This window comes from Brevundimonas sp. NPDC046655 (assembly GCF_044901625.1).
Classification (GTDB): domain Bacteria; phylum Pseudomonadota; class Alphaproteobacteria; order Caulobacterales; family Caulobacteraceae; genus Brevundimonas.
This window is the reverse complement of sequence record NZ_JBJDPV010000002.1, coordinates 383,738-410,253: the sequence shown is the minus strand read 5'-3', so window position 1 is coordinate 410,253 and position 26,516 is coordinate 383,738. Positions and strand designations below refer to the sequence as shown.

The following is a 26,516-nucleotide window of genomic DNA, read 5'->3' as shown; positions in this document are numbered from 1 at the left end:
GCCCGTCTCCGAGCGAGCGGCGGATATACGGACACCACCCCGAGTCCACAAGCCCTGAATGACAGTTTCACGAACTATCTCAACGAACGAGAGTCTTTCATCACTCGCAACGTCGATCAGCCCGCCGCGATATAGGTCCTCAGACTCTCAGCCTCCTGTGTGGCTTCCGCGATCTGACATTTGACGACATCGCCGATCGAGATGACGCCGGCCAGTTCGCGCCCTCGAAGGACGGGCAGATGGCGCACGCGCCGATCCGTCATCCTTCCCATCAGGATCGCCACGGTCTCGGTCGGCTCCGCGAAGATCACGTCCGCCGTCATATAGCGGGACGCCGGTTGCGACAGCGCCGCTGCGCCGTCCTGCGATATCGCCCGAACGACGTCCCGTTCCGAGAGAACGCCGACGACATCGTCTCCTTGACAGACAACTAGAGCGCCGACCCGTTTGCGATCCAACTCGGCGCAGGCCTCGATCAGAGGCGTATCCGGCGACAGGGTGAAGACCGCCTGCCCCTTCCCCTTCAGAATCTCGGCGACCAGCATGGCGGCTCCTTCTCGTCTGACAGAGAGGCGACCGCGGACCGGCCGCTACTAACGGCAGGATCGCTCAGACGCGGGCAGGACGCAAATCGGGTCCCGGCCCGAACCACCGCCCTAGCGGGCCGATCAGGATTATGCCGACCATGAAGCCGAAAGCATGGGCTTCCCAGGCGATGCTGGCGCCGCCCGCGCCCGGCGCCAGACCGATCAGGCCGACGAGCAGATTGGCCGCCATCCAGGCTCCGGCCTGCTTCAGAACGGCCGAATGGAACAAGGGCATCACCCGACCGTGTCCCCCCATGAGACGGGTCGATGCGCCAATCAGGCCGAACACCGCGCCGGAAGCTCCGACCAGATGGCTCTCGCTCCCCGGATGGCACAGCCCATAGCCCAGAGCCGCCACGGCTCCGCTCACGATATAAAGGGCGACAAAGATCAAAGGGCCCAGCCCCCGCGAGAGCAAGCGGGCCACCGGCGTGCCGAAGGCCAGGGCCCCGACCGCGTTCATGGCGACATGGGCCCATCCCCCGTGCAGCAGCATGGAGGTGAACAGTCCGCTCCACCGTCCCTGCCACAGATCCACAGCCCGAAAAGCCATGGACATGCCCTGATCGGGCAACCGTTCCTGAAACCAGAAGAGGACGGGCATCGAGGCGGCGATCAATATCGGCAGAAAAGGCGCGTTGAATATCCGCTCACGCTGGGGATCGCTCGGGCCGTCGGTGAAAGTCTGCATAAGCCCTTGATGGACAAAGACCGGCGCAATCTCAAGCCGATCTTAAGACCCGCGTTCCAGACTGGCACGCGGGTTGCTTGGCGACCCGCATCGACCTGCGGAGTGCTTCATGCCGTTTCAAAAACTGATCCTGACCGTCGCGGTCCTGGCCCTGCCCCTCACGGCGGCCGGCGCAGCGGCCGCCCAGTCGACCGGTTCGGCGGGCGCCGCCCAGTTTCAGGCGGGCTACGGCGCCTCGCGCTACACCACCGCCCAGCCCTCGAGCGGCTCGACCCGCGACGCCAACGGCAATCGCCTGATCGTCAACGGCATCATCCAGTCGGGCGCCAGCAGCTATTCCAGTTCAACCGCAGGGGTGTCGAGCGGCCACGTCGGGGCCGGCTCCTCCGGCAACGGCACGGCCATCGGCGGCGCGACGGCCATAGGCAACAGCCTCAACGTCGTGGTTCAGGGCAACCGGAACACGGTGATCGTCAACTCCAAGCAGACCAATACCGGCAATATCACCGCCGGAACCGCCCTGAACGGGACCTTGAACTTCTGATGACCGCACAACGCTTCAATCGCCCGCTGCGGGCCGCCGCCGTCGTGGCCGCCGTCTCCAGCGTTCTGGCCGGCTGCGTCAGCACCAGCGCCGGACCGTCGGGCCAGTACGCCGCGCCGATCGGTAATGCCCCGGTGACGTCCAACCCGACGCCCTATTCGACCGCTCTCTACTGCCTGGCCGACTACGCCCGCCGCTACAATCTGCCGTCGCCGCGCATGGCGGTGGGCCGGATCAGCGACTACACGGGCTCGATCTCCTCGGACGGCGGGCGCCAGATCACCCAGGGCGCGTCCCTGATGGCGAACACCGCCCTGGCCAAGGCCGGCGCGCGCATCGTTGAACGCTACGACACCTCGGTGTCCGAGCTTGAACTGCGCTACGCCAACAACAAGCTGATCAGCGACGACCAGCCGAACGGAGGGCCGCAGGACGCCGCCTACCGTCGCATTCTCGCCGGCCAGGTGCCCGGCTCCGACTTCTATGTCGTCGGCGGCATCACCGAGGTGAACTATAACATCCGCTCGGGCGGGTTCGACATCGCCGGCGGCGAGGTTCAGGACAACGGCGGCTCGGGCATGCTGACCGGCAAGGTCTTCGTCATGAACGTGGCCATCGACCTGCGTCTGGTTCAAACCACCACGCTCGAGGTCGTCGATGTCGTCTCCTATCAGAAGCAGATCGTCGGCCGCGAGGTGTCGGCGGGCGTCTTCGACTTCCTGAACGGCAACGTCTTCGACATTTCGGCCGGGACCAGCGGCCTTGAGCCCGTGCAACTGGCCGTCCGCGCCCTGGTGGAGCGCGCCACGGTCGAGTTCATGGCCAATCTCTACGGCGCCCCGGGGCCCGAGGTCTGCCTCAACCCCGCCAACGATCCTCTGGGCGACTCTCCCGTCGGCCCGACCGGGGGCTATTACCCCGCCTATGCAAACACGGACACGAACAATGGTCAGACTCGCGCGGATCCGTCTCGCTGGCACGATCGCCGCGACGGCGATGTGCGCCGCGGCCGCTACTGAGGTCGTCGCTCAGGACCGCGGTCTGGTCCTGAACGAACAGCTTCAGCTGGGCGACGTCGTTGCGGGCCAGACGCTGAACGTCGTCGACGTCAGCGATCAGGTCACTGTGTCCAACGCCGCCCAGGGCAATAGCCTGACCGGCGGCGCAGATGGCCAGGACCTCGACGTCCGCTCGTCTCAGAACATGCGCGGCGAGACTTCGGCTTCGACCACGCTCACCCTGGATGGCGACACCAACGGCCTGGTGACCAGCGTCACCCAGGCGAGCGGCAACTATCTGGCGGGCACGGCGGCGAGTGCGCAGATGGCGATCGACGCGACCCAGATGGTCAGCGGCGACGTCACGGCGACAACCGTCATCACCGGACAGGACGCGCGGCTGGTCGGCGGTGGGACCATCGCCGCCGCCGCTATGGGCAATACAGCCGCACTGGCCGGAAGCGGATCCGGCGGCGACCGTGCATCCTTGGTCGGCTCGATCAATCAGACAGTGACCGGCGACGTCCGCGCCACCAATCAGGCTTCCCCTCGCTTTGTGCGCGACCCGGCCGAGTTCTCCAGCCAGGCCGTGGCCAACACTGTTCAGGCGACGTCGGGTCCTTCGGCCAACCAGGAACTGGAGGTGCGGCAACGCTCGTCCGGCGCCATGGTCGAGGCTGGCACAGGCGTATGGGCCGGCAACGGCTGGAACCTGGCCGCGCGCGCCCACGCCGGCGGCAACCAGGCCACCTTCTACAACCAGGGCGGATCCCTGGTCCCCACCACGGACCAAGAGAACACCGCCCAGATTCGCGGCGCGGTTCAGTTGAACTCCTACGACTTCGGCAAGGGGACGGCGACCGCAAGCGCCGTGGCCAACGAGGTCACGGTCGGCAACAACGACATCTATGTCGACATCGACAACACGCAGATGAACTCGGGTGGGGTCGAAGCCACTGCCTCCTTTGTCGGCCAGAAAGGATACGACGCCTACGTCGGCGCCAACGCCGCGGGCAACTCGGTCACCGGCTACGCCTGCGCCGAGTGCGGCGGCGACCTCCAGGTTCGCAATGTTCAGAGCAACAGCGGCAACGTCAGCGCGATCGTCAACTCCACCATCAACGGCAATGGCCGCAACGTCATCGCCGGCGCCAACGCGGTCGGCAACTCCGCGACCTTCTACGTCACGCGGACCGGAGGAAATTAACTTTCGGTAACTTGAGGTAGTCAAGCACGTTTGTCATTTTGAGCGAACGTGCATAGGTCATTGCACGCGACCAACGTGCAGGGCCGCAGTCAGTCCCGGGGGCAGCCTGATCGCACGGTCCGGAGACTACTGAATGCGATCCGCTCGCCATCTGCTGCTTGCCGCCTCAAGCCTCGCCCTTCTTGGCGCGGCTGCCCTGCCCGCCGTCGCCATGCCCGTCAGCTCGACGGCGCCCGCCGCGGTCGCGCAGAACGCCCAGCCCTCCAGCGCCTGGGCCCAGGCCGCCAGCGACATCCCGGCCGATCCCGCCGTCCGCTTCGGCACCCTGCCGAACGGCATGCGCTACGCCATCATGAAGAACGCCACGCCCCCGGGGCAGGCCTCGCTGCGCCTGCGGATCGCGGCCGGTTCGCTGATGGAGAACGACGACCAGCTGGGTCTGGCCCACTTCATGGAGCACATGGCTTTCAACGGCACGACCAATGTGCCCGAGAACGACCTGCTGCGAATCCTGGAACGTCTCGGCCTGGCCTTCGGCGCCGACACCAACGCCTTCACCAGCTTCGACCAGACTGCCTATACCCTGGAGTTGCCGCGGACCAACGACGAGACCGTCGACACCTCGCTGCGCATCATGCGCGAACAGGTTTCCGAAGCCCTGATGAAGGCTGAGGCCATCGACGAGGAGCGCGGCGTCATCGAGGGCGAAGAGCGCCTGCGCAACACCCCCGGCCTGCGCTCGCTCAAGGCCCAGATCGCCCTGCTGGCGCCCGGTCAGCGCCTGGCCAACCGCCTGCCGATCGGCGACCTCAGCATTATTCGCTCGGCTCCGCGCGAACGCTTCGTCGAGTTCTACAACGCCTATTACCGCCCCGAACGCGCCACCATGATCGCGGTCGGCGACTTCGACGTCGATCAGATGGAAGCCAAGATCAAGGCGACCTTCGGCGACTGGACGCCCAAGGCCGCTGACAGCCCGAATCCCGATCTGGGAACCGTCGCGCCACGTTCGGCCGAAACCCGCATCCTGGTCGAGCCGGGCATCCAGTCCTCGATCCAGTTGAACTGGATCCGCAATCCAGACCTCGATCCCGACACCGTCGCCGAACGTCGTGAAGCCCTGGTGCAGAACCTGGGTCTCGCGGTTCTGAACCGTCGTCTGGGCGAGATCGCCCGCGCCGACAATCCGCCCTTCATCGGCGCCAGCGCCAGCAAGGGCAGCCTGTTCGACACCGTCGACCTCGGCAGCGTCTCGGCCAGCTTCAACCCCGGCGGCCTGAAGCGCGCGCTGGAAACCATCGAGCAGGAGCAGCGCCGCCTGGTGCAGTTCGGCGTGACCCAGACCGAACTCGACCGCGAGATCGCCAACACCCGCACCGCGTTGGAGAACGCCGTTCAGGCCGCCGCAACGCGCAGCACCCCGGCCCTGGCCAACGCCCTGCTGGGCTCGGCCAATGACGACAAGGTCTTCTCCTCCCCCGCTGACAACCTCGCCCGGTTCGAGGCCAGCGTGAAGGATCTGAAGGCCGAGCAGGTCAGCACGGCGGTCAAGGCCGTGTTCGAAGGCTACGGCCCTCTGGCTCTGGTCATCACGCCTGAAGCAATCGAAGGCGGCGAAGCCGGCGTCACCGCCGCCCTTGAAGCCAGCCGCACCGTCCCGGTCACGGCTCGCGCCGAGCAGGCTCAACTGGAATGGCCCTATGCGAACTTCGGCGCCGCTGCAGTTCCGAGCAGCCGCACGGAAGTCGCCGCTGTCGGCGCCACGGTCGTGACCTTCCCCAACGGCGTGCGCCTGACGGTCAAGCCGACCGACTTCAAGGATGAGCAGATCCTGATGACGGTTCGCACCGGCATCGGCGAAGAAGGCCTGCCGACCGACCGCTTCACCTCCCAGATGCTGGCTCCGATGGTCTTCACCCAGGGCGGCCTCGGCAAGCTGACGGCCGATGAGTTGAGCCGCGTTCTGACGGGCAAGATCTACAGCGCCGGCTTCTCGATCGACGGCGATGCCTATCAGCTGTCGGGCGCGACCCGCCCCGCCGATCTGCAACTGCAGATGCAGGTGCTGGCCGCCTATCTGACCGATCCGGGCCTGCGCCCGGCGCCGTTCGAGCAGATCAAGGCCTTCTTCCCGCAGATCCTGACCCAGCAGCGCGCGACGCCCGGCGGCGCCTTCGGCATCCAGGCCGCCGGTCTGCTGGCCAGCGGCGACAAGCGTGAGACGGTGCCGGCTGCTTCGGACATCGCCGCCTTCACCCTGGACGAGCTGAAGCAAGGCGTCATCCAGGGCATGGCGTCGGGCCCGATCGACATCGTCATGGTCGGCGACGTCACGGTCGATGATGCGATCAAGGCCGTGGCTTCGACCTTCGCCGCCCTGCCCGCCCGCGCCCCGGCCGCCCAGCCCCTGCCCGGTTCGGACCAGCGTCGCTTCCCGGCGCCGACCGCCCAGCCGGTGCGCCTGACCCACTCGGGTCCGGCCGAGCAGGCCCTGGGCTACATCGCCTGGCCGACGACGGACTCCGTCGATGACCGCACCGAGGCGCGCAAGGTCAACATCCTGGCCGAGGTCTTCAAGCTGCGCGTGCTGGAGGAAATCCGCGAGAAGCAGGCCCTGGCCTATTCTCCGCGCGTCTCCTCCTCGTCCTCGGACGTGTTCAAGGGTTACGGCTCCATCTTCGTCATGGCGGAGACGGCGGCAGACAAGATCCCGGCCTTCTACGCCGCCGTGGACGCGATCACCGCCTCCCTGCGCGACACCCCTGTGACGGAGGACGAACTGAACCGCGCCCGTCTGCCGGTCATCGAGTCCCTGCGTCGCAGCCAAGCCGGCAACGAGTACTGGCTCGGCCAACTGGAAGACCTGGCCGCCAAACCGGCCTCGCTGGAGCAGATCCAGACGCACATCAGCGATCTGGAATCCTTCACCGCCGCCGATATTCAGGCCGCCGCACGGCAGTACCTGAAGGCGGACACGGCATGGAAGGCCGAGGTCGTGTCGGACAAGGCTGCGACGCAGTAAGGCTTGGTTGACGTCGACGAAAAAGGGGCCCCGATCCAGCGGATCGGGGCCCCAAGCCTTTTGGCCTAATCGACGGAGAGTCGATGATCCAACTCTAGCTCAACCCGGCTGACGCCAGGCTGAACGGCCTGTTCAGAAGACGCGGCCGCCGACACCGCCGTCCAGCATGATCACCGCCCCCGAAGCCACGGCCCCGGCGCTCTCGACCATCTCCTCGCGGTATTCGGTGTAGGTCTCTTCGCGGATCATGGTCAGCACCTTCACGCCCGCGCCGTAGCGGCGCAGCAGCGAACGCTCGTTGCAGTCGCGCTCCTGCTTCTCCGGACGGCACTCCAACTGGCCGCCGCGGCCGTACCACAGAGCGTCGCGCTTGTTGCAGTTGATGGTTTCGCCCGGACCGCCGGCTTCATCAGCGATGGTCCATTGCAGCTTGGTGCCGGCGATGCAGCGGTACAGCTCGCCTTCATAGTCCATGGCCACGTCGCGGCCAGGACGAACCTGCGAGGCCGGATGCGGCACGGCGCGGTCGTCGATGCAGACGGCCTGGATGACCACCCGCCTCTCCATCCGGCGCGAGGCCGTATAGGGAACGCGGATCATCTCCATCGTCTTGCCCTCGACTGTCAGGCCCTGGATCGTCGTCGGATAGGGCTGGTCAACGTTGAAGTAGGCGCCGCCGCTCCTGCCGACGATCACCGTCGCGCCGCTGCGCGAGCCGGCGAAGGCGCGCGCCGTGGCCGAAGCGTTGGCGTTCACATTGACGTTCACGTTCACATTGCCGCCCGAGCCGCAGCACGGCGGCGCGACCGGCGGCTGGCAGCCGCGCGGACCACAGCCTGGATAGGTCGGCGGCGGCGAGGGCGGCTGGCATCCGCCGCCGCCGCAAGGCCCGCCGGGGATCGGCGGCGGAGGGGGCGGCGGAGGCGGCTGGCAGGTGTTGCCTCCGCATTGCGCCGCCGCCGCGTCAGCGATCGCCATGGCGCCGATAAGGGCGCCGGCGGCCGCCAGCAAAGTCTTGATCCGCACCCGCATCGGCTGGGCTCCTGCATTGTTCTTGCCCCGCGCCTTGCAAGTCGCGGGCCGGTTCAATGCTGCATGAAAGCGCAAAAGCCTTGCGTTTCCGTTGCCCGATTACGCGCCGACGACCGACAAGCTGTGCCATCCTGACGCGTCAGGCTCGAAGCTAGGTCAAAGGCTGCAAATCCCGCACATAGCGTTGCCAGTTCTGAACATAGTGCTGCGCGGAGATGCGCAGGGCCTCGATCTGCCCCTCGTCCAGTTCTCGCACCACCTTTCCGGGCTGGCCCATGACCAGGCTGTTGTCGGGAATGACCTTGCCCTCGGTGATCAGGGCGTTGGCGCCGATCAGGCAGTTCTTACCGATGCGCGCGCCGTTCAGGATCACCGCCCCGATGCCGACCAGGCTGTTGTCGCCGATGGTGCAGCCGTGCAGCATGGCCTTGTGCCCCACGGTGACGCCCGCGCCGATCGTCAGGGGCGAGCCGACGTCCGTGTGCAGGATGCTGCCGTCCTGGATATTGCTGTCGCCGCCGACCACGATGGGATCATTGTCGCCTCGCAAAACCGTGTTGAACCAGATGCTGGCGCCGGGATGCAGAATCACATTCCCTAGAACCGTTGCATTCGGCGCGATCCAGTATTCGCCCTCCGGCGGAAGCTGGGGCTTGCTGTCGCCAAGACTGTAAACACTCATCCGAACACGCCTTATGTTTCAGAAAATGATGGCTTTAAGCCCTCATAAACTACGTTAGCATCATTCTGTTGATGCGATTCGAGGTCGCCATTTCGGCCCCGGATCCGAAGCCGGATCAAGCCCGGTCCGGTCAGATGCTGGAGAATGCGCATGGCGTGTTCGCGACCGGTTCCGGGACGACGCCTCTGCTGCGGCGACGATCCTGCAGCTGATCCGGGCGGCTGCTGCGTGGCTCCGGTCCCCTCCTCCCCCACCGACGACCAAGGCGTGTCCCTGCCGGACGCGCCTTTTTTCATGCCCTGGAGGCGTTCATGACGAAGCGTTCGGCCATCAAGCATCAGGTCCGCGAAGGCGTGCTGGACTCGCGGGAGTTCCTGCAAGACGCCAAGGTCCGGCGATTGCCGCCGCGCAACGGCTGGTCGCCCTATCCCTCCAACGACGAACGCGACCAGGGCTACCTCAAGACGCTGAAGCCCAAGTCGGACGGTCAGGCCGAACTGATGGCCGCCATCGACCACGCCAACCTGGTCTTGGCCCTGGGCCCGGCCGGGACCGGCAAGACCTATCTGGCCGTGGCCAAGGCGGTCGAAGCGCTGGAGGCCGGCAAGGTCGGCCGCATCGTCCTGTCGCGCCCGGCGGTCGAGGCCGGCGAGTCGATCGGCTTCCTGCCCGGCGACATGGAGGACAAGCTGGCCCCCTATCTGCGCCCCCTCTACGACGCCCTGTCGGACCGGCTCAGCATGAAGCGGGTCAAGGCCCTGATGGCCGAGGGTCTGATCGAGATCGCCCCCATCGGATACATGCGCGGCCGCACGCTGAACAACGCCTTCATCGTGGTGGATGAGGCCCAGAACTGCACCTACGTCCAACTCAAGATGCTGCTGACCCGGCTGGGCTGGCACTCGACCATGGTGGTGACGGGCGACCCGCAACAGTCGGACCTGCTGCCCGGCGTGTCGGGCCTGTCGGACATCGCCGAGCGGCTGGAGGCCGTGCCCGAGATCGCCGTGGTCCGCCTGGCCGAACGCGACATCGTGCGCCACCCTCTGGTCGCCAGCATGATCGGCGTCCTGTAAGCCCCCTGTCAGGCGGCCGATTCGGAAGAGGCCCGGAGAGCGATCTCCGGGCCTCTTTTCATTTACATGACGTCGGCCAGGGCGGCCTTGGGTTCTTCCTTCTTGGGCGGCGTCACGATCCGCCCGCCCATCCGGTCGATCAGGGCGAAGACGAAGGGATTGAGCGAGATCGACAGCAGGGCCGCCGCCAGGATCAGGTCGTGGGTTTCGCGGCTCATGGCGCCCAGGGACACCGAGATGGCGGCCAGGATGAAGGAGAACTCGCCGATCTGGGCCAGGCTGGCCGCGACTGTCAGGCTGGTCGGGCGGTCCAGCTTGAAGGCCGTGGTGATGGCCAGCGCCGCCAGGGACTTGCCGATGATGACGATGCCCAGGACGCCCAAAACGGCGAGAGGCTCGCGCACCAGGATCATCGGATCGAACAGCATGCCGACCGAGACGAAGAAGAGCACGGCGAAGGCGTCGCGCAGCGGAAGCGAGCGCTCGGCGGCATTGTGGCCCAGCGGCGAGCTGTTCAGCACCAGACCGGCCAGGAAGGCGCCCAGGGCGAAGGAGTGGAACAGGTAATAGGCGACCCAGGCGATGCCCAGTGCGATGGCCAGAACGCCAAGCGTAAAGAGTTCACGCGACTTGGTGTGGGCGATCCGCACCAGAACCCAGGGGAGGACCTTGGCGCCGACGACCAGCATGACGCTGACGAAACCGGCAACCTTGACCAGGGTCCAGCCGATGGACTTGGCCAGTTCAGCGCCGCTCAGCGTTTCGCCCGGCGCGATGATCAGCAACGGCAGCATGACCAGGGCGATGACAATCACCAGATCCTCGACGATCAGCCAGCCCATGGCGATGCGGCCGGCGTCGGTCTTGAGCTGCTTGCGCTCTTCCAGCGCCCGCAGCAGCACCACGGTCGAGGCCACCGACAGAGAGAAGCCCAGCAACAGGGCCTCGACGTCGCCGAGCCCCAGCAGGAACCGGCCCAGAACCCAGCCCAGGGCGGTGGCGGCGGCGATCTGGACCAGGGCGCCGGGGATGGCGACCTTGCGCACCCTCATCAGGTCCGCCAGCGAGAAGTGCAGCCCGACACCGAACATCAGCAGGATGACGCCGATCTCGGCCAACTGGGGCGCCAGCTCGGTGTCGGCGACGAAGCCGCCCGTGTAGGGGCCGACCACGACCCCCGCCACCAGATAACCGACCAAAGGCGACAGCTTCAGCCGATTGGCCAACATGCCGAACACGAAGGCGAGGACGAAACCTCCGACCAGGGTGATAATCAGGCTGTCGGCATGCGGCATCGGCGCTCCTGCGTCGGTGAAGGGTTTCCTTGGGGCTGGAAGCCTTCATCTGGGGGCGCGAGGCCGCCACGGCAAGGCTTTCGCCCTAGTTTTACCGGGATGAAACCGATTTGGAACCGTCAAAGTTGCGTGCGCGACGACGAGTCGCGCCACAGCACGCTCGCAAGAGCCCGCAGCCTAGGCGTCGGCCGCCGCCCTCCCGAGCGACGACGGTGGAATTACGCCCGAACAGCCCGGCTGGCGTCGACGCCGAGGGCGGTCAGCGCCGTCGCCGCGATGTGGTCGGCGTCGAGGCCGGCCTGAGCGTACATGATCTCGGGCTTGTCCTGGTCCTGGAAGACGTCGGGCAGGGTCAGGGTGCGGATCTTCAGACCGCCGTCCAGCGCGCCCTTCTCGGCCAGCAGTTGCAGGACGAAGGCGCCGAAGCCGCCCATGGCGCCCTCTTCCACTGTGATCAGGCATTCATGCTCGCGCGCCAGACGCAGGATCATGTCGGCGTCCAGCGGCTTGGCGAAGCGGGCGTCGGCGACCGTGGCCGAGACGCCGCGCGCGGCCAGCAGGTCGGCGGCCTTCAGCGATTCCTGCAGGCGGGTGCCCAGCGACAGAATGGCGACCGAGGCGCCTTCGCGGACGATGCGGCCCTTGCCGATCTCCAGCGGGGCGGCCAGTTCGGGGATTTCCACGCCGACGCCGTCGCCGCGCGGATAGCGGAAGGCGCTGGGGCGGTCGTCGATGGCCAGGGAGGTCGAGATCATGGCGGCCAGTTCCGCCTCGTCGGCGGCGGCCATCAGCACCATGCCGGGCAGTGCCCCCATGAAGCCGATGTCGAAGCTGCCCGCGTGGGTCGCGCCGTCGGCGCCGACCAGACCGGCGCGGTCCATGGCGAAGCGCACCGGCAGGGACTGGATGGCCACATCGTGGACGACCTGGTCGTAGCCGCGCTGAAGGAAGGTCGAATAGATGGCGCAGACCGGCTTGATCCCGTCCGCGGCCAGACCGGCGGCGAAGGTGACGGCGTGCTGCTCGGCGATGCCGACATCAAAGGTGCGGTCAGGGAAGGCCTGACCGAACAGGTCCAGACCCGTGCCCGTCGGCATGGCGGCGGTGATGGCCACGATGCTGGGGTCGTTGCGGGCGTGCTTGATCAGCTCTGTGCCGAAAACCTTGGTGTAGCTGGGGGCGTTGGAGACGGCCTTGGCCTGCTTGCCCGAGACCACGTCGAACTTGACCACGCCGTGATACTTGTCGGCGCTGTTCTCGGCCGGGGCGTAGCCCTTGCCCTTTTGCGTCACGACGTGGACCAGCACCGGACGGTCGGTGATGGCGGCCGCGTTCTTCAGGATGGGGACCAGATTTTCCATGTCGTGACCGTCGATCGGCCCGATGTAGTAGAAGCCCAGCTCCTCGAAGAAGGTGCCGCCGACGATCATACCGCGGGCGTATTCCTCGGCCTTGCGCGCCGCGTCGCGGAAGGGGCGCGGCATGTGGTCAACGAACTTCTTCCCGACCTTACGGATGTTCTGATAGGCGCCGCCCGAGACCTGCTTGGCCAGATAGGCGCTCATGCCGCCGACGGGCGGGGCGATCGACATGTCGTTGTCGTTCAGCACCACCATCAGCTGGCCGTGGGTGGCCTCGGCGGCGTTGTTCATCGCCTCATAGGCCATGCCCGCCGACATGGAGCCGTCGCCGATGACGGCCACGACGCGGTTCTTCTCGCCCTTGGCGTCGCGGGCGGCGGCAAAGCCGAGCGCCGCGCTGATCGAGGTCGAGGCGTGGGCCGCGCCGAAGGGGTCGTATTCGCTTTCCGAACGCTTGGTGAAGCCTGACAGGCCGCCGCCCTGACGCAGGGTGCGGATGCGGTCGCGTCGCCCGGTCAGGATCTTGTGCGGATAGCACTGATGGCCGACGTCCCAGATCAGGATGTCCTTCGGCGTCTCGAACACATGGTGCAGGGCCACGGTCAGCTCGACCACGCCCAGCGCCGAGCCCAGGTGGCCGCCGGTGACCGAGACCGCGTCGATGGTCTCGGCCCGCACCTCGTCCGCCAGCTGCTTCAGCTGGTGAACGTCCAAGCCCCGCGTGTCGGCGGGAAACTTGACGGTGTCGAGAAGCGGGGTGTGGGGCATGGGTATCGGAGGCCTTTGACGCAGGACGTCATATTCTAACCCGCAGGAGGCGGGCGCGTTTCCTATCAGGACCGGCGTTTAAGCACAAAGTCCACGCTGGCCTTGAGGATTTCGGCCTCGTGGCCGAACAGGTCAAGGTGCGAGCGGGCCTGATCGGCCAGGTGCGCGACCCTCTGTCGCGCCGCCTCGACGCCCAGCAGGGTGACGAAATTGGTCTTGCCGAGGGCCGCGTCCTTGCCGCCGGCGGCCTTGCCCATCTCCTCGGCCGAACCCTCCGCGTCCAGAACATCGTCGATGATCTGATAGGCCAGACCCACGTCGTGGGCGAAGCTCGTCAGGGCGTGCCAGGCGTCTTCGCTGCCGCGCGAGATGATCAGCGGGATCTCGAAGGCGTAGGCGAACAGGGCGCCGGTCTTCAGACGCTGCATCCGGGCGACGCCGCCGAGGTCGTCGCGGACGCCCAGCAGGTCGATCATCTGGCCGCCGGCCATGCCGCGTGCGCCGGACGCAAAGGACAGGCGCCGCGCCAGTTCGCAGCGCACGCCTGCGTCGTCGTGGGTGTCCTCGTCCAGGATGATGTCGAAGGCGGCGGTCTGGAGCGCGTCGCCGGCCAGGATGGCGGTGGCTTCGTCATAGGCGATGTGCAAGGTCGGACGGCCGCGACGCACGTCGTCGTCGTCCATGGCCGGCAGATCGTCATGCACCAGGGAATAGGCGTGGACGCATTCCAGGGCGCAGGCGGCGCGCAGAACGGCCTGTTCATCGACCTCCAGCATCCGGCCCGCCTCAATGGCGAAGAAGGGGCGCAGACGCTTGCCGGGGCCCAGCGCGGCGTAACGCATGGCTTCGGTCAGACGCGACTCCGGGCCGTCGGCGCGGGGCAGGAGCTCGTCGAGGGCGACGGTGACCAGATCGGCGATCTCGGCCACCCGGTCGATGACGGCCTGTTCCGGGGAATTGGCGGCGAGCATGGTCAAAACAGCCTCCCGCCCAGCGGCAGGTCGCGATCAACGCCGACCAGAACGACTTCGCCCTCGGCATCGGGGAAGCCCAGGGTCAGCACCTCGGACTTCATCGGCCCGATCTGGCGCGGCGGAAAGTTGACCACCGCGGCGACCTTGCGGTCCTGCAGCTGGTCCAGGGTGTAGTGATGGGTGATCTGCGCCGAGGACTTCTTGATCCCGATGGCGGGGCCGAAGTCGATGGTCAGCTTGTAGGCGGGCTTGCGCGCCTCGGGAAAAGGCTCGGCCTTGACGATCTGGCCGATGCGGACATCAACCTTCAGAAAGTCATCGAAGCCGATGGGCGGCGCGAGGTCGGCGTCCGACATCAGCCGAACTCGGCGGGTTCGACGCCCTTGGCCTGGCCGTCGGCGCCGACGACGATCTTCTCGACCCGCAGCTGGGCGGCCTTGAGCCGGGCCTCGCAGTGGGCCTTCAGGCGCGCGCCCTCTTCGTACAGGGCGATGGACTCCTCCAGCGGAGCCTGGCCCGACTCCAGTCGCGAGACGATGCCCTCCAGACGCGACAGGGCGTCCTCGAAGCTGAGATCGGCGGAAACGGCGGGGGAAGCGGAGGCGTCGGTCATGATGCGGGCAACCTAGAGACGCCCGCGCGGCGCATCAACGATGAAAGGCGTGGAGGCAGCCCAGAAGCTACTTCTGCGCGCGTCGAGATATGGCGCGCGCTAGCAACAGGGCCACAGTAGCCAAGACAGTGATCATGACGAGGTCAGGAATCACGCCGAACATCAAAGCCCTCCAGAGGAACCTCTGCATCTCCGCACGATGCGGCGACCTTGCCTATCAGCGTTTCTCGTAGCGGCGTTGCGACCAGTATTTGAAGCCCTGGTTGTGGGCCAGACGCCAGCCGTGGACCTTCAGGCGCTGGCCGACCATGTGGTTGAAGTAGCCGTGGGCCAGGACCAGAACGTCCTGACCTTCGCCGGCGCGGGCGATCAGGATTCGGGCGGCCTGGTCGGCGCGGACCTCGGCCTCGGCGCGGGTTTCCTGGCCTTCGTGGTGGTTGAAGACGTGCCACCAGAAACGCGAGATCACGCCCCAGTAGCGCGGCGACAGCCTGATCCACGCGGGGAAGTGCGGCGGCGGCAGGGGCGCCTCGATGAACAGGGCGTCGACCAGAACCTCGCGGTCGCGGGCCACGGCCTGGGCCGTTTCCTGGGCGCGACGGCGCGAAGAGGCGTAGATGGCCCCCGCACCCTCGGCGGCGCTCAGAAGGGTCTGCGGCGGAGTCTGGCCGGCGCGCAGACCGCCGACCTCGTAGCGGCCCCACCAGTCACGATATTCGTCCGAGGTGATCAGACATTTGCGCGACAGGGCCGGCTCGCCATGGCGAGCCAGAATGATGGCGCCGAAGGCCGGCGCCGCCTGGACGGCGCGAGGCGCCTCACTGGGCGTCGATGCGGCGGATTCGGTGTGAGTCATGAGTGCGGGAGACGTCATAGCACGGGGAGCAGCCTTTGAAATCAAGGCTTTGGCGCCCCTCAATCCCCCCGATTGCGGTTGACGGGGCCAGCGCTTCGTCGGCCCCTTGGAAGATGGTGGTAGCTCTCGCCGCGCGCCCCTGCAACCACCAAGCGATGACAGCCTCGCGAGCGGCCTGTGCGGCCTCGACCGCAGGGACGCGCGGCGGTATGGCCGAGACCATGACCGAAGCCCTGATCCGCCCCGCCCGACCCGACGACGCCGCCGCCCTGGCCGCGCTGGGCCGACAGACCTTCGTGGACACCTTCGTCGAGGGTTTTGGCATCCCCTACCCCGCCGCCGACCTGGCCGCCTTCCTCGACAAGAGCTTCAGCGTCGAGACCATCCAAACCAAGCTGACCGAACCCGGCGCCGCCTGGTGGGTGGCCGACCGCGACGGCGAGATCCTGGGCTTCGCCAACACCGGGCCCAACACCCTGCCCCATCCCGACGCTCAGCCCGGCCACGCCGAGCTGCGCCGCCTCTACATCAGCCGCGACGCGCAAGGCCTGGGTCTGGGCACCCGGCTGCTGACACTGGCTCTGGAATGGATGGAGGCCAACACCGACGGCCCCCTGTGGGTCGGCGTCTGGAGTGGCAATGAAAAGGCCCAGAAGCTGTACGCCGCCTACGGCTTCGAGAAGGCCGGCGAGTACGACTATCCGGTGGGGGCCTGGAACGACCACGAGTTCATCTTGCGGCGGGGCTGATCCCGGCTCAGTCTGATCCCATGCTCCTGCCCTTCTTCACCGCCCTGCGCGAAGCCCGTGTTCCGGTTTCGCTGAAGGAATGGCTCCATCTGATGGAGGCCATGGACAAGGATGTGGCCGGGCGCGACGTCGAGGCCTTCTACCACCTGTCGCGGGCGGTGCTGGTCAAGGACGAGAAGCACTATGACCGGTTCGATCAGGTCTTCGCCAAGGTGTTCAAGGGGCTGGAGACGGTCGGCGCGGGCGAGGACCTGACCACCGACATTCCCGAGGACTGGCTGCGGCTGCTGACCGAGAAGTTCCTGACCGACGAGGAGAAGGCCCAGATCGAGGCCCTCGGCGGGTTCAACAAGCTGATGGAGACGCTGAAGCAGCGGCTGGAGGAGCAGAAGGGGCGGCATGAGGGCGGCAACCGCTGGATCGGCACCGGCGGCACCAGCCCCTTTGGTCACGGCGGCTATAATCCAGAGGGCGTGCGTATCGGCGGACCGGGCAAGCATGGCCGCGCGGTCAAGGTCTGGGAAAAGCGCGAATACAGGAACCTGGACGACACGGTCGAACTGGGCACCCGCAACATCAAGGTGGCCCTGCGTCGTCTGCGCCGGTTCGCGCGCGAGGGCGCGGCCGAAGAGCTAGATCTGGACGGCACCATCGACGGCACGGCGCGCCAGGGCTGGCTGGACATCCAGATGCGGCCGGAACGGCGCAACACGATCAAGGTCCTGCTCTTCCTCGACATCGGCGGGTCGATGGATGGGCATATCAAGCTGTGCGAAGAGCTGTTCTCGGCGGCGAAGACCGAGTTCAAGAACCTGGAGTTCTTCTACTTCCACAACTGCCTCTACGAAGGCGTGTGGAAGGACAACCGGCGGCGTCACAATGAAAAGATCCCGACCTGGGACGTGCTGAACAAATACCCTGGCGACTGGCGCGCCATCTTCGTCGGCGACGCCACCATGTCTCCGTATGAAGTGAGTATGCCGGGCGGCTCGGTCGAGCACTGGAACGAGGAGGCCGGCGCCGTCTGGCTGAAACGCGCTCGCCAGCAGTGGGACAAGTCGGTCTGGCTGAACCCCGTGACCGAACGCTACTGGAGCTACACCCAGTCGGTCAGCCTGATACGCGAGGTCATGGACCAGAGGATGTATCCCCTGACGCTGGACGGGCTGGACAAGGCCATGCGCGCGCTGACACGGTAGAGGTCTGGTCCGGGTGATCCCGATCAAGGAGGGACGCGATGACGACGGCTCTGCTTTTCGCTCTGGTTCTGCAACAGGCCGCGCCCGGCGTGGTCTGGTCGGACGATCCGCCCGCTCCGGTCGAAGCCGTCGCCGTCGCCGCGCCCGTTCCCGTCCTGCCCGCCCACGCTCTGGCCGATCCCTATGGCTGGGAGCGGTCGCAGTGCAGCCCCTTCATCCGCAAGGACGAGCCGCTGGAGCATTGCCAGGCCAGGGTGCGGGTGACGCTGGCCGCCGTCATGGGCGACCGCCTTCCTGACGGCCTGCGCCCGTCCAAGGCCCTCGAGAACTGCACGCCCGGCAACGCGGTCAACGGCTACGCCATGCAGTGCGGGCCACGCCCGGTGGCGGCCCTGGGCGCGCCGCCGCCCCAGGAAAAGGTCTGCGACAGCCGCCCCCAGCGTACGCCCAGCGGCGCCATAGCCTTCAACAGCGAATGCCGCCCGGCGCCGGGAGACGCGCGCGCGCAGGACGGCCTACGCATACGCCTGGGCGGCGATTGAAGGTTCGCGGACCGTGTCGCCTGCCGGCTAGTCGACGCTCAGAACGCCGAAGGCTGGCCGGATGCCCCCTACCGTCTCCTGCCGGAAGAAGTAGCGACCGGGGCGGAGGAAGAACGTCGCCTCTGTCGCGCCCGGCGGCAGCAGATAATGGTCCGACGGGGGCCCTGCCGTCCCCTCGGACAGCGACAGAGCCTGGACAAGCACCAGTTCGTCCAGCGGGGGCACCGAAATCTCGACGCGGCGGCGTTCGGGGTCCGCCGCCAGCCAGCCCGGGCGCCCCGCGACGGGCGCCACGCGGGGATGGAAGACCGACAGGTCCATCTTGCCGACATAGGCGGGCGAAGCCACGCTCTCGGCTCCGCTGGACACCACGATAGGCTTCTCGGGCGCGAACCGGTCGAGAACCGCCGCCACATGCGGCGCATCATTTTCGGGGGTGATCGCCGGCCAATTCATCGACTGCTCGATCGTCAGCGGATCAATGCCGGTCTTGGCCTTGAGACGCGCGGCGAACCAGGTACCGCCCCGGCCCGGCTTCTCCATGGCGTGGCTGTAGCCGACAAACACAAAAACGCGCGCCTCGGGGTGGCTGGACAGGATGTTCTCGATCAGGTTGTCGGCCTGGGCCTCTTCCCGCGCGGCGATCCGCGATGCGCCGTCAGCGTCATCGGGCGCGTTCTGATCGAAGCGTTGTTCATAGTCCGCGAAACGATAGCCGAGCCGCGCCGCCTCTCTCACCGTCTCGGCAAAGACCGGATCGTGGGTGTAGTAGCCATAGCTCGCCAGGAAGGGCGCGCCCTCGGCGTAGCTGGAGATCCGCACATAGGGCTCGGGCTGCGGCGAGGTGAAGGTCTCGGCCGCGAACCAATCATAGCCGAGCGGACGCAGAGCCCGGATCACCTGAGCGGCGAAGGCCCGGTGTCCCGAAACATTGTGCGCCTCGTTGAGAATGACGATGCGCGTGTCGCGCGCGGCCTCCACAATGGCCTCAATCGCATCGCGCGCCGCGGCGTCATCGAGATCGGGGCGAGCGAGCGAAGGATGCGGGGGACGTTCCATCGTCCCCACGGCTGTGGCTTCGTCGCCCAAAAAAGACGCGAACTGACTCAGCATCTGGCGCGCCGCCTCATCCCCCGCTTCCGACTTGGCCTTCAGGTCCAGATAGGTCGGCAGGTATCGCCCCTCGGAGTAGAAGCGATCACTATTCGACAGGGATTCCTGCGCGATCGCCGGCGCCCCACAGGCGAGCCCCATACCTGCGGCCGCCAGCAACACAGTACGACGCGGCACCATCGCGCGGCCTCTCCCGACACTTCACCTGACGGTCAGCCTAGAGGGTTCAGTAAACTTGGCAATAATAAGCGCCCTCAAGTTTTCGGCCGCGACCGATGCTGGCACGAGGAGGCCTGCGCATCCGGATGGGCGGCGATTGAGCGCATGAAGAAGCCGCCGCTCCTTTTCGGGAACGGCGGCCTGATCGGTGCAAACGGGAGCGGTTAGTTGCGCGTGTCGCGCAAGGTGTCCTTGAGGCCGCCGACGGCGTTCTGAACCTTGCCGGCCACCTGATCGGCGCGGCCCTCGGCTTTCAGCTTTTCGTCGCCGGTCACCTTGCCGGCGGCTTCCTTGATCTTGCCGCCGATGTTCTTGGCGGCGCCTTCGATACGGTCATGATCAGGCATGGGAACTCTCTGTGCTGACGCCGCCGGACTGACGGCGCTTCAACAGAAACAACCGTTCCCGTTGGTTCAGGTTCCCTGAATTCGTGACCGCAACCATTTCACCACGGCCCAGGCGTGGGCTTCGTGGCGCAGACGGGAGACGGCGTCCAGCGGGTCCAGCCAGACCAGTTCGTGATCGGGCTCGCACTGGGTCGAGGCGTCGAAGCCGGTGATCCGCACGGTCCAGAAGCCGCCGGCGTTGTTGACCGGCGAGCCGTCCGTCTTGCGGAAATACTGGGCGGCCTCGGTCAGGCGGTCCTCGGGTTCGACGATCAGCCCGGTCTCCTCGGCGAACTCGCGCACCAGGGCTTGCTGTTCGCTTTCCTCGCCGTCGACAGCGCCGCCGGGCAGGTCGAAATAGCTGCCCTCGCCGCGATCCACGCGCACGCAGGCCAGCTTGCCGTCTCGTTCGACCAGACCGAAGGTCGCGGCGCGGTGGAGGTAATCGAGGCCGGGACGGGCCGTTCCAAACTGAAGCTTCATCAAGGCAGACTAACGCGCGCCGAAGTCCCAGCGATAGACCTAAAGATCGAAGACCAGCTTCGCCCGAACGCCGGGGTGATCGGCGTCGAATTCAACCGCCGAGCGCAGGCCGCCGGCCATGGCCGAGACGATCTTGCCGCCCAGACCAGTTCCCTTGGGGGTTCCATCGCCCAAGCCGGGGCCGTCGTCCTCAACGGTCAGGATGGCCCGCCCATCGGCGGCGGCTTCCAGCACCACACGGATCTCGCCGCCCTCGCCAGGCGCATAGGCGTATTTGACGGCGTTCGTGACCAGTTCGGTGACGATGACACCCAGCGACACAGCCTGATCCGTCGTCACCCGCATCGGCTCGGCGCGCAGGGTCAGGTGCGGCGAGGTCTCGCTCGGGCCAACCGACTTGCCCAGTTCCTCGACCAGGCCGGTCAGGTATTCGTCCATGGCCACCGTGGCCATGTCCGAGGAGGTATAGAGACGGCGGTGGACATGGGCCACGGCCTCGATCCGCACCTGGGCCTCGCGCAGGGCCGAGCGGGCCCCCTCGTCGGCCAGCTGGCGCAGTTGCAGGGAGATGAAGCTGGACACCAGTTGCAGGGAGTTGCCGACGCGGTGATTGACCTCGCGCAGCATGGCCTCGGCGCGGTCGCGGGCCAGGCGGACCTCTTCCTGGGCGGCTTCGTTCTCGCGCTCCAGACGGCGGCGCAGCAGGGCGTCCTCGACCGCCGAGCGCAGCAGGGCGGTGAAGTCCTCGGACACGTCCTTGATGACATAGTCGGCAGCGCCGGCGCGCAGGGCGGCCACGGCGATCCGCCCGTCCTGGGCGCCCGTGACATAGACCACCGGCGGGGGGCTGGGCAGAGCCAGGATGTCGGGCAGGACGTCCAGCCCCTCGCGGCCCGGCATGTAGTGGTCCAGGGCGCAGACGTCGAACTCGCCCGCCTGCAGGGCCTCATAGCCCGCGTCGGCGTCGGGCGCACAGGTCACCTCATAGCCGTGGCGGCCGAGCTCTTTCTGGACCAGCCGCGAAAGGCCGCGGTCGTCGTCGATGTAGAGCAGGCGGATGGCGGCCCCCATGTCGCTCGCCTCGCTCAAACCTCGGGCGCCTGCATGACGGACAGGAAGAGGCCCAACTGCTGGATGGCGCCGGCGAAGGCTTCGTAATCGACCGGCTTGGTGATGTAGACGTTGCAGCCCAGGTCGTAGCAGCGCTGGATTTCGATCTTGTCGTCGGTCGTGGTCAGGATGACGACGGGCGCGCGGCGCAGACGTTCGTCCGACTTCACCTTCTCCAGAATGTCGGTGCCCGACATGTCCGGCAGGTTGAGATCCAGCAGGATCAGCAGCGGACCGTGAGCGCGCACTTCATCGCTGAACAGATAGTCCAGCGCCGCGTCGCCGTGATCGAAGTGAACGATGTCATTGGCGATATTGGCGCGGCGGATGTTTTTTTCGATGAGCTTGGCGTGGCCGTGGTCGTCCTCGACCATGACGATCTTCACCGAGTGGCTCATAGACGGTCTCCTGCATCCCCCGACACGATCAAGCGTGTGGGGAATTTCAAATGGAATGTCGAGCCTTGTCCCAGCTCGGACTCCAGCTCCATGATCCCGCCGAGGCGGCGCACGCTATTGCGCACGAAGGCCAGGCCCAGACCCTCGCCCGGCTGGTCCTGCTTTCCGGCCCGACGGAACAGTTCGAAGATTCGTTCATGGTCGCGCGCCGAGACGCCCCGTCCGTTGTCCGTGATGCGGTAGTGGACGCGGCCGTCGTCGGTCATGTCGCCCTCGACGACGATGCGGACCGGCCGATCCGGCTGCCTGTACTTGACCGCGTTGTCCAGCAGGTTGCCGAAGATCTGCTCAATCGACAAACGGTCGCTCTCCAGCGGCGGCAGGTCGCGCACGATGATCTCGCCCCCGCTCTCCGCGACTTGATGGTGCAGGCTGTCGGCGATGGACTGGACCACGGCCGTCATCGGCAGAACCTCAGGGACCAGGGCCCGGCGGCCTTCGCGCGACAGCTTCAGGATGGCGTTGATCAGGCCGTCCATCTTGGCGGTCGAGGCGCGGATGAAGCCGACCGCCTCGGGCACATCCTCGCGCACGGCGCGGATGGCCTCGGGCTCGATATCCTCGGGATGGCGCTGGGCCAGGGTGGTCAGTTGATGGTCGAAGATCTTGCCGACCTGCTCCAGCTCGGAGGTGTAGCCCATGACGTTGACCAGGGGCGCGCGCAGGTCATGACTGACGATATAGGCGAAGCGCTGGATTTCCTCGTTGGCGCGGGTCAGTTCGGCGGTGCGGTCGCGGACCTGGTTTTCCAGACCGGCGTTGAGCCGATCCAGCTCCATGCGGGCGCTCTCGATCTCCTCGACATACCGCCGCACCAGCCAGACGCTGATCCCGGCCAGGATCAGGATCAGCAAAGCGGCCAGGGCGTTGACCGACACCGTCACAGCCGAGGCGCGCTCGGACTGACGGGTGCGCTCGACCAGACGCCGGGCCTCGACCGCGTCGATGGCGGTCAGCTCGACTCGCATGGCGTCCATCAGGGCCTTGCCCTGGCCGCTGCGGATCTGGGACACCGCCTCGCCGATCCGACCCGTGCGGGTCAGGGCGATGGTATGGTCCATCAGGGTCATGCGCTGGTGATAGAGGGTCTCGACCCGCGCGATGCGGGGCTTCAACTCCTCGTCGTCGCCGATCAGGTCCTCCAGCCGCGCCAGCACAGCGGGAAGCTCGGCCACGGCGCGATTGTGGACGCCCAGATACTCAGCCCGGGCCGTCAGCATGAAGCCGCGCTGTCCCGTCTCGGCGTCGGCCAGAAGGCTGAGCACGTCCTTGGAGGCCAGACGCACCTGCTGGCTGTGATCGACCGTGTCATTATAGGCCGACGTCCGCCGGATCATCACGAAGGTGGCCGCGTTTACCGCCAGCAGCAGCAGGATGGCCAGGGCCAGCAGGGCGATGATCGAACGACTGAGGGTCGGCGTGCGCAGGAAGGCGCCAAAGGTCCGAAGGGCCGGCCGGATGCGTTTCATAAGGGCCAGCTTATCGCCCGAACCCCTTGAGTCCAGTCGTTAACCTCGATCCTGATCAGACCGAGCCGACGGTCCGCAGACGGGCCTTCGGATGAACCTCGTTCTGGCTCATCACGACCGTCTGGCCGCGGAAGCGCTCGATGATCGAACGGACGTAGGGGCGGACCTGGGGGCCGGTCAGCAGGACCGGGTTCTCGCCCGCCATGGCGGCGCGCTCGAAGACGTCGCGGACGTTGCGGATGAAGTCCTGCAGGCGGCTGGGGGCCATGGCCAGTTGCTTGTCCTCGCCGGGGCCGATCAAGCTCTCGGCGAAGGCCTGCTCCCAGTCGGGCGACAGGGTGACGATGGGCAGGGCGCCGTCGTCGCCGCGGTTGGCCCAGCACAGCTGACGCGCCAGGCGGGTGCGGACGTGCTCGACCAGGGTGGTGACGCTGGTGGTGTGGGGCGCGGCTTCGGCCAGACCTTCGAGGATGGCCGGCAGGTCGCGGATGGAGACCTTTTCGCGCAGTAGGCTCTGCAGCACGCGCTGCAGGGTGGTGACGGTGACGACGGTCGGGATCAGTTCCTCGACCAGCTTCTTCTCTTCGCCGTTCAGTTCGTTGAGCAGCTTCTGCACCTCGGCGTAGGACAAAAGCTCGGCCATGTTCTCCTTGAGGATCTCGGTCAGGTGCGTGGTCAGCACCGTCGAGGGATCGACCAGGGTGTAGCCACGGAACGTAGCCTCTTCGCGCAGGCTCTCGTCGATCCAGGTGGCGGGCAGGCCAAAGGCGGGCTCGCGCGTATGCTCGCCCGGCAGCTCGACCTGACGGCCAGCCGGGTCCATGGCCATCAGCGACGACAGGCGCACCTCGCCGGCCCCGGCCTCCATCTCCTTGATGCGGATGGCGTAGCCCTGATTGGGCAGGCGCATGTTGTCGAGAATGCGCACGCTGGGCATGACGAAGCCGTATTCCTGGGCCAGCGAACGGCGCAGGGCGCGGATCTGATCGGTCAGGCGGCGGCCTTCCAGGTCGTTGATCAGCGACAGCAGGGCGTAGCCCAGCTCGATCTTGACCTCGTCGATGGTCAGGGCGGTCGAGATCGGCTCCTCGACGTCCTCCTTGGGCTTGCCCAGGTCCACGGCCCCCTCGACCGGGGCGGGCTTCAGCCGATCACGGCCCAGCTTCCACGCCATGAAGCCCGAGCCCAGAGCCAGGGCGGCGAAGGGGATCAGCGGCATGCCGGGGATCAGGCCGATCAGGCCCGCCGCGCCGGACACCACGCCCAGCGACACCGGGTTGCTGGCCAGCTGGCTGACCAGGGCCTTGTCCGCCGAGCCCTCCACGCCCGCCTTCGACACCAGGAAGCCGGCGGCGACCGAAACGATGATCGCCGGAATCTGGGTCACCAGACCGTCGCCGACCGTCAGCTGGACATAGGTGTTGGCCGCCTCGCCCACCGGCATGCCGTGCTGCGTCACCCCGATCAGCAGGCCGCCGATGGCGTTGATGAAGGTGATGATCAGGCCCGCCACGGCGTCGCCGCGCACGAACTTGGACGCACCGTCCATGGCCCCGAAGAAGGTGGATTCCTGCTCCAGCTCCTTGCGGCGCAGCTTGGCCTGGTCCTCGGTGATCAGGCCCGACGACAGGTCGGCGTCGATGGCCATCTGCTTGCCCGGCATGGAGTCCAGGGTGAAGCGGGCCGAGACCTCGGCGATGCGGGTCGATCCCTTGGTGATGACGACGAAGTTCACCACCAGGATGATGGCGAAGATGATCACCCCGATGATGAAGTTGCCGCCCATCATCAGTTCGCCGAAGGCGTTGATGACCTGACCGGCGCTGTCGTGGCCTTCCTGGCCGTGTGTCAGGATCAGGCGCGTCGAGGCCAGGTTGAGCCCCAGACGGAACAGGGTCGAGACCAGCAGGACCGTGGGGAAGATGGCGAAGTCCAGCGGCCGCTTCATCATCACGGCCGTCATCAGGATCAGCACGCTGGACACCAGCGAGATGGCCAGCAGCAGATCCAGAAGCATCTTCGGGATCGGCAGGATCAGCAGCATGATGACCGCGATCACGCCAACCGCCAGCCCCACGTCGCCGCGCAGCAGCCAGCCGAGCGCGTCGCGCCCGGTGGGGCGCGCGTAGCCGTCCTTCATCAGGATCGGCGCATCAGCCATGGCGGCGGACGAAGGTCATCCCGCCTGATGACAGGATTCGCGCGGTCTCAGCCATGCCCCAGCGCCTTGAGCGCCAGACGGGTGGCGTCGGCGATGACGGCGTCCCGTTGTTCCGGCGTCGATTCCGACGTCGCCTCGTAATAGACGGCGATGGGCATCGGATCAGCTCCACCTGGCGGCCGGAGATAACCGATGTCGTTTGTAGGGCCAGAACCGCCTGTCCCTGTCTTATGCATCACGTGCCAACCCGCCGGCGCAGCGGCCTTTATCCGCTCGGCGCCCGTCTTGGTCGCAGTCAGCCACGCCATCAGACGAGGTGGCCCCGCCGCTTCGACCATCTCGGGAATCAGCCAAGCTAGATTATGCGCCGCCTGCGCCGGCGTCGTCGTGTCCATATCGTCACCGACGATATTGAGTTGCGGCTCCCAGCGATCGACCCGCGTGACCTGATCGCCTATCGCGCGATACCACATCCGCCAGGCGTCCAGACCGCCCATCTCGCGGATCAGGATGTTGGCGGCCGGATTGTCGCTGACCGTCACAGCCGCCTCGCACAGCTTCTGAATGGTCAGGCTGGAGCCGACCGCCGGTTCCGTCACCGGAGCGTGACTGATCATGTCGGCGGCGGTGATCGGGATGGCGCGATCCAGCCGCTCCTCGCCCCGCGCCACGCGTTGCAGGGTGGCCGCCGCCAGGAACAGCTTGAAGGTCGAGCAATAGGTGAAGCGTTCGTCAGCGCGCCACAGCAGACGGCCGTGCGGCCCTTGCAAGACGAAGCCGAGGCGCCCGCCGTGTCGAGCCTCCAGCCCTGAAAGGTCCAGCGCCTGATCGACCTTGGACGGGACTTCGGCGGCGCACCCCGCCGTCAGGCCAAGCGCCCCGGCGCCCAGCAGAATCGTCCGGCGGTCGGCCCGCATGGCC

General features: G+C 66.9%; 25 protein-coding genes and 1 pseudogene. 8 read left to right on the top strand and 18 right to left on the bottom strand.

The window, feature by feature from the left end; genetic code table 11:
* Positions 1 to 116: 116 nt before the first annotated feature.
* Both ACI2KI_RS09755 and ACI2KI_RS09750 read right to left on the bottom strand, forming a co-directional pair.
* Positions 117 to 545 carry a CBS domain-containing protein gene (locus ACI2KI_RS09755; protein WP_404619601.1) on the bottom strand — a complete coding sequence of 143 codons (429 nt, stop codon included), beginning with the start codon at positions 543 to 545 and terminating at the stop codon, positions 117 to 119.
* Between the two features lie 64 nt (positions 546 to 609).
* Positions 610 to 1,140 carry a rhomboid family intramembrane serine protease gene (locus ACI2KI_RS09750; RefSeq protein WP_404619599.1) on the bottom strand — a complete coding sequence of 177 codons (531 nt, stop codon included), beginning with the start codon at positions 1,138 to 1,140 and terminating at the stop codon, positions 610 to 612.
* Positions 1,141 to 1,387: 247 nt separating this feature from the next.
* On the opposite strand from ACI2KI_RS09750, the gene hfaA reads away from it, so the two are divergent.
* The 4 genes from hfaA to ACI2KI_RS09730 all read left to right on the top strand — a co-directional run bounded on the left by hfaA (position 1,388) and on the right by ACI2KI_RS09730 (position 7,049).
* Positions 1,388 to 1,822 carry a holdfast anchoring protein HfaA gene (gene hfaA, locus ACI2KI_RS09745; protein WP_292083865.1) on the top strand — a complete coding sequence of 145 codons (435 nt, stop codon included), beginning with the start codon at positions 1,388 to 1,390 and terminating at the stop codon, positions 1,820 to 1,822.
* Complete coding sequence (gene hfaB / locus ACI2KI_RS09740) at positions 1,822 to 2,841, top strand: holdfast anchoring protein HfaB (protein WP_292083867.1); 1,020 nt, start codon at positions 1,822 to 1,824, stop codon at positions 2,839 to 2,841. Before hfaA ends, hfaB begins: the two co-directional genes overlap by 1 nt.
* The gene (hfaD, locus tag ACI2KI_RS09735; protein WP_404619596.1) at positions 2,768 to 4,027 is read left to right on the top strand and encodes a holdfast anchor protein HfaD; all 1,260 of its coding nucleotides are present in this window, start codon (positions 2,768 to 2,770) and stop codon (positions 4,025 to 4,027) included. Before hfaB ends, hfaD begins: the two co-directional genes overlap by 74 nt.
* A 133-nt stretch (positions 4,028 to 4,160) precedes the next feature.
* On the top strand, positions 4,161 to 7,049 hold the full coding sequence (locus ACI2KI_RS09730; RefSeq protein WP_404619594.1) for a M16 family metallopeptidase: 2,889 nt from the start codon (positions 4,161 to 4,163) through the stop codon (positions 7,047 to 7,049).
* Positions 7,050 to 7,181: 132 nt separating this feature from the next.
* Here the strand turns inward: ACI2KI_RS09730 and ACI2KI_RS09725 are convergent, their stop codons facing one another.
* The gene (locus ACI2KI_RS09725; RefSeq protein WP_404619592.1) at positions 7,182 to 8,081 is read right to left on the bottom strand and encodes a hypothetical protein; all 900 of its coding nucleotides are present in this window, start codon (positions 8,079 to 8,081) and stop codon (positions 7,182 to 7,184) included.
* Between the two features lie 286 nt (positions 8,082 to 8,367).
* Positions 8,368 to 8,763 (bottom strand): annotated as a pseudogene (locus ACI2KI_RS09720) (gamma carbonic anhydrase family protein); the annotation flags it as partial.
* Positions 8,764 to 9,062: 299 nt separating this feature from the next.
* On the opposite strand from ACI2KI_RS09720, the gene ACI2KI_RS09715 reads away from it, so the two are divergent.
* On the top strand, positions 9,063 to 9,839 hold the full coding sequence (locus ACI2KI_RS09715; protein WP_292084259.1) for a PhoH family protein: 777 nt from the start codon (positions 9,063 to 9,065) through the stop codon (positions 9,837 to 9,839).
* Between the two features lie 62 nt (positions 9,840 to 9,901).
* Here the strand turns inward: ACI2KI_RS09715 and ACI2KI_RS09710 are convergent, their stop codons facing one another.
* From ACI2KI_RS09710 to ACI2KI_RS09685, 6 genes are all read right to left on the bottom strand, one after another.
* On the bottom strand, positions 9,902 to 11,134 hold the full coding sequence (locus ACI2KI_RS09710; protein ID WP_404619590.1) for a cation:proton antiporter: 1,233 nt from the start codon (positions 11,132 to 11,134) through the stop codon (positions 9,902 to 9,904).
* 218 nt (positions 11,135 to 11,352) lie between these two features.
* Positions 11,353 to 13,263 (bottom strand): 1-deoxy-D-xylulose-5-phosphate synthase, encoded by a 1,911-nt coding sequence (gene dxs, locus ACI2KI_RS09705; RefSeq protein WP_404619588.1) that lies wholly within the window; start codon positions 13,261 to 13,263, stop codon positions 11,353 to 11,355.
* 65 nt (positions 13,264 to 13,328) lie between these two features.
* Positions 13,329 to 14,234 (bottom strand): polyprenyl synthetase family protein, encoded by a 906-nt coding sequence (locus ACI2KI_RS09700; RefSeq protein ID WP_390182875.1) that lies wholly within the window; start codon positions 14,232 to 14,234, stop codon positions 13,329 to 13,331.
* 2 nt (positions 14,235 to 14,236) lie between these two features.
* Positions 14,237 to 14,593, bottom strand: coding sequence for a tRNA-binding protein (locus ACI2KI_RS09695; RefSeq protein WP_404619586.1), 357 nt, complete (start codon positions 14,591 to 14,593; stop codon positions 14,237 to 14,239).
* Positions 14,593 to 14,850: an exodeoxyribonuclease VII small subunit gene (locus tag ACI2KI_RS09690; RefSeq protein WP_105563889.1), complete on the bottom strand. Its 258-nt coding sequence runs from the start codon at positions 14,848 to 14,850 to the stop codon at positions 14,593 to 14,595. Before ACI2KI_RS09690 ends, ACI2KI_RS09695 begins: the two co-directional genes overlap by 1 nt.
* A gap of 217 nt (positions 14,851 to 15,067) precedes the next feature.
* Positions 15,068 to 15,706, bottom strand: a complete 639-nt coding sequence (locus ACI2KI_RS09685) for a histidine phosphatase family protein (protein ID WP_313472014.1) — start codon at positions 15,704 to 15,706, stop codon at positions 15,068 to 15,070.
* Positions 15,707 to 15,915: 209 nt separating this feature from the next.
* Here ACI2KI_RS09685 and ACI2KI_RS09680 point away from each other — a divergent pair, with 209 nt between their 5' ends.
* Genes ACI2KI_RS09680 through ACI2KI_RS09670 form a run of 3 tightly spaced genes read left to right on the top strand, consistent with a single transcriptional unit; the run spans position 15,916 to position 18,196 of the window.
* Positions 15,916 to 16,455: a GNAT family N-acetyltransferase gene (locus ACI2KI_RS09680; RefSeq protein ID WP_404619584.1), complete on the top strand. Its 540-nt coding sequence runs from the start codon at positions 15,916 to 15,918 to the stop codon at positions 16,453 to 16,455.
* 20 nt (positions 16,456 to 16,475) lie between these two features.
* Complete coding sequence (locus tag ACI2KI_RS09675; protein WP_404619582.1) at positions 16,476 to 17,654, top strand: VWA domain-containing protein; 1,179 nt, start codon at positions 16,476 to 16,478, stop codon at positions 17,652 to 17,654.
* A gap of 38 nt (positions 17,655 to 17,692) precedes the next feature.
* Positions 17,693 to 18,196: a hypothetical protein gene (locus ACI2KI_RS09670; RefSeq protein WP_404619580.1), complete on the top strand. Its 504-nt coding sequence runs from the start codon at positions 17,693 to 17,695 to the stop codon at positions 18,194 to 18,196.
* A gap of 27 nt (positions 18,197 to 18,223) precedes the next feature.
* Here the strand turns inward: ACI2KI_RS09670 and ACI2KI_RS09665 are convergent, their stop codons facing one another.
* The 8 genes from ACI2KI_RS09665 to bla form a co-directional block, all read right to left on the bottom strand.
* On the bottom strand, positions 18,224 to 19,489 hold the full coding sequence (locus tag ACI2KI_RS09665; RefSeq protein WP_404619578.1) for a hypothetical protein: 1,266 nt from the start codon (positions 19,487 to 19,489) through the stop codon (positions 18,224 to 18,226).
* A gap of 203 nt (positions 19,490 to 19,692) precedes the next feature.
* The gene (locus tag ACI2KI_RS09660; RefSeq protein ID WP_313102659.1) at positions 19,693 to 19,875 is read right to left on the bottom strand and encodes a CsbD family protein; all 183 of its coding nucleotides are present in this window, start codon (positions 19,873 to 19,875) and stop codon (positions 19,693 to 19,695) included.
* Positions 19,876 to 19,941: 66 nt separating this feature from the next.
* A complete protein-coding gene (locus ACI2KI_RS09655; protein ID WP_313102658.1) occupies positions 19,942 to 20,397 on the bottom strand; it encodes an NUDIX domain-containing protein in 456 nt (151 codons plus the stop codon).
* Positions 20,398 to 20,436: 39 nt separating this feature from the next.
* Complete coding sequence (locus ACI2KI_RS09650; protein ID WP_390182854.1) at positions 20,437 to 21,468, bottom strand: sensor histidine kinase; 1,032 nt, start codon at positions 21,466 to 21,468, stop codon at positions 20,437 to 20,439.
* Between the two features lie 14 nt (positions 21,469 to 21,482).
* Positions 21,483 to 21,905 (bottom strand): response regulator, encoded by a 423-nt coding sequence (locus ACI2KI_RS09645; protein ID WP_313472021.1) that lies wholly within the window; start codon positions 21,903 to 21,905, stop codon positions 21,483 to 21,485.
* Entirely contained in the window at positions 21,902 to 23,434 is a 1,533-nt protein-coding gene (locus ACI2KI_RS09640; protein WP_390182853.1) for a CHASE3 domain-containing protein, read from the bottom strand. Before ACI2KI_RS09640 ends, ACI2KI_RS09645 begins: the two co-directional genes overlap by 4 nt.
* A 55-nt stretch (positions 23,435 to 23,489) precedes the next feature.
* Complete coding sequence (gene flhA, locus ACI2KI_RS09635; RefSeq protein WP_390182852.1) at positions 23,490 to 25,595, bottom strand: flagellar biosynthesis protein FlhA; 2,106 nt, start codon at positions 25,593 to 25,595, stop codon at positions 23,490 to 23,492.
* Positions 25,596 to 25,642: 47 nt separating this feature from the next.
* A complete protein-coding gene (gene bla / locus ACI2KI_RS09630; RefSeq protein WP_404619576.1) occupies positions 25,643 to 26,512 on the bottom strand; it encodes a class A beta-lactamase in 870 nt (289 codons plus the stop codon).
* Positions 26,513 to 26,516: the final 4 nt, after the last annotated feature.

Bases quoted from the DNA above. Each gene is read 5' to 3' on its own strand.
- hfaB (WP_292083867.1), top strand. From the start codon at position 1,822: ATGACCGCACAACGCTTCAATCGCCCGCTGCGGGCCGCCGCCGTCGTG.
- ACI2KI_RS09680 (WP_404619584.1), top strand. From the start codon at position 15,916: ATGGCCGAGACCATGACCGAAGCCCTGATCCGCCCCGCCCGACCCGAC.
- ACI2KI_RS09750 (WP_404619599.1), bottom strand. From the start codon at position 1,140: ATGGCTTTTCGGGCTGTGGATCTGTGGCAGGGACGGTGGAGCGGACTG.
- ACI2KI_RS09650 (WP_390182854.1), bottom strand. From the start codon at position 21,468: ATGGGGGCCGCCATCCGCCTGCTCTACATCGACGACGACCGCGGCCTT.
- ACI2KI_RS09695 (WP_404619586.1), bottom strand. From the start codon at position 14,593: ATGTCGGACGCCGACCTCGCGCCGCCCATCGGCTTCGATGACTTTCTG.
- ACI2KI_RS09675 (WP_404619582.1), top strand. From the start codon at position 16,476: ATGCTCCTGCCCTTCTTCACCGCCCTGCGCGAAGCCCGTGTTCCGGTT.
- ACI2KI_RS09665 (WP_404619578.1), bottom strand. From the start codon at position 19,489: ATGGTGCCGCGTCGTACTGTGTTGCTGGCGGCCGCAGGTATGGGGCTC.
- hfaD (WP_404619596.1), top strand. From the start codon at position 2,768: ATGGTCAGACTCGCGCGGATCCGTCTCGCTGGCACGATCGCCGCGACG.
- ACI2KI_RS09755 (WP_404619601.1), bottom strand. From the start codon at position 545: ATGCTGGTCGCCGAGATTCTGAAGGGGAAGGGGCAGGCGGTCTTCACC.
- ACI2KI_RS09670 (WP_404619580.1), top strand. From the start codon at position 17,693: ATGACGACGGCTCTGCTTTTCGCTCTGGTTCTGCAACAGGCCGCGCCC.
- ACI2KI_RS09685 (WP_313472014.1), bottom strand. From the start codon at position 15,706: ATGACTCACACCGAATCCGCCGCATCGACGCCCAGTGAGGCGCCTCGC.
- ACI2KI_RS09640 (WP_390182853.1), bottom strand. From the start codon at position 23,434: ATGAAACGCATCCGGCCGGCCCTTCGGACCTTTGGCGCCTTCCTGCGC.
- ACI2KI_RS09655 (WP_313102658.1), bottom strand. From the start codon at position 20,397: ATGAAGCTTCAGTTTGGAACGGCCCGTCCCGGCCTCGATTACCTCCAC.
- flhA (WP_390182852.1), bottom strand. From the start codon at position 25,595: ATGGCTGATGCGCCGATCCTGATGAAGGACGGCTACGCGCGCCCCACC.
- ACI2KI_RS09700 (WP_390182875.1), bottom strand. From the start codon at position 14,234: ATGCTCGCCGCCAATTCCCCGGAACAGGCCGTCATCGACCGGGTGGCC.
- ACI2KI_RS09730 (WP_404619594.1), top strand. From the start codon at position 4,161: ATGCGATCCGCTCGCCATCTGCTGCTTGCCGCCTCAAGCCTCGCCCTT.
- ACI2KI_RS09690 (WP_105563889.1), bottom strand. From the start codon at position 14,850: ATGACCGACGCCTCCGCTTCCCCCGCCGTTTCCGCCGATCTCAGCTTC.
- dxs (WP_404619588.1), bottom strand. From the start codon at position 13,263: ATGCCCCACACCCCGCTTCTCGACACCGTCAAGTTTCCCGCCGACACG.
- ACI2KI_RS09710 (WP_404619590.1), bottom strand. From the start codon at position 11,134: ATGCCGCATGCCGACAGCCTGATTATCACCCTGGTCGGAGGTTTCGTC.
- ACI2KI_RS09645 (WP_313472021.1), bottom strand. From the start codon at position 21,905: ATGAGCCACTCGGTGAAGATCGTCATGGTCGAGGACGACCACGGCCAC.
- hfaA (WP_292083865.1), top strand. From the start codon at position 1,388: ATGCCGTTTCAAAAACTGATCCTGACCGTCGCGGTCCTGGCCCTGCCC.
- bla (WP_404619576.1), bottom strand. From the start codon at position 26,512: ATGCGGGCCGACCGCCGGACGATTCTGCTGGGCGCCGGGGCGCTTGGC.
- ACI2KI_RS09725 (WP_404619592.1), bottom strand. From the start codon at position 8,081: ATGCGGGTGCGGATCAAGACTTTGCTGGCGGCCGCCGGCGCCCTTATC.
- ACI2KI_RS09660 (WP_313102659.1), bottom strand. From the start codon at position 19,875: ATGCCTGATCATGACCGTATCGAAGGCGCCGCCAAGAACATCGGCGGC.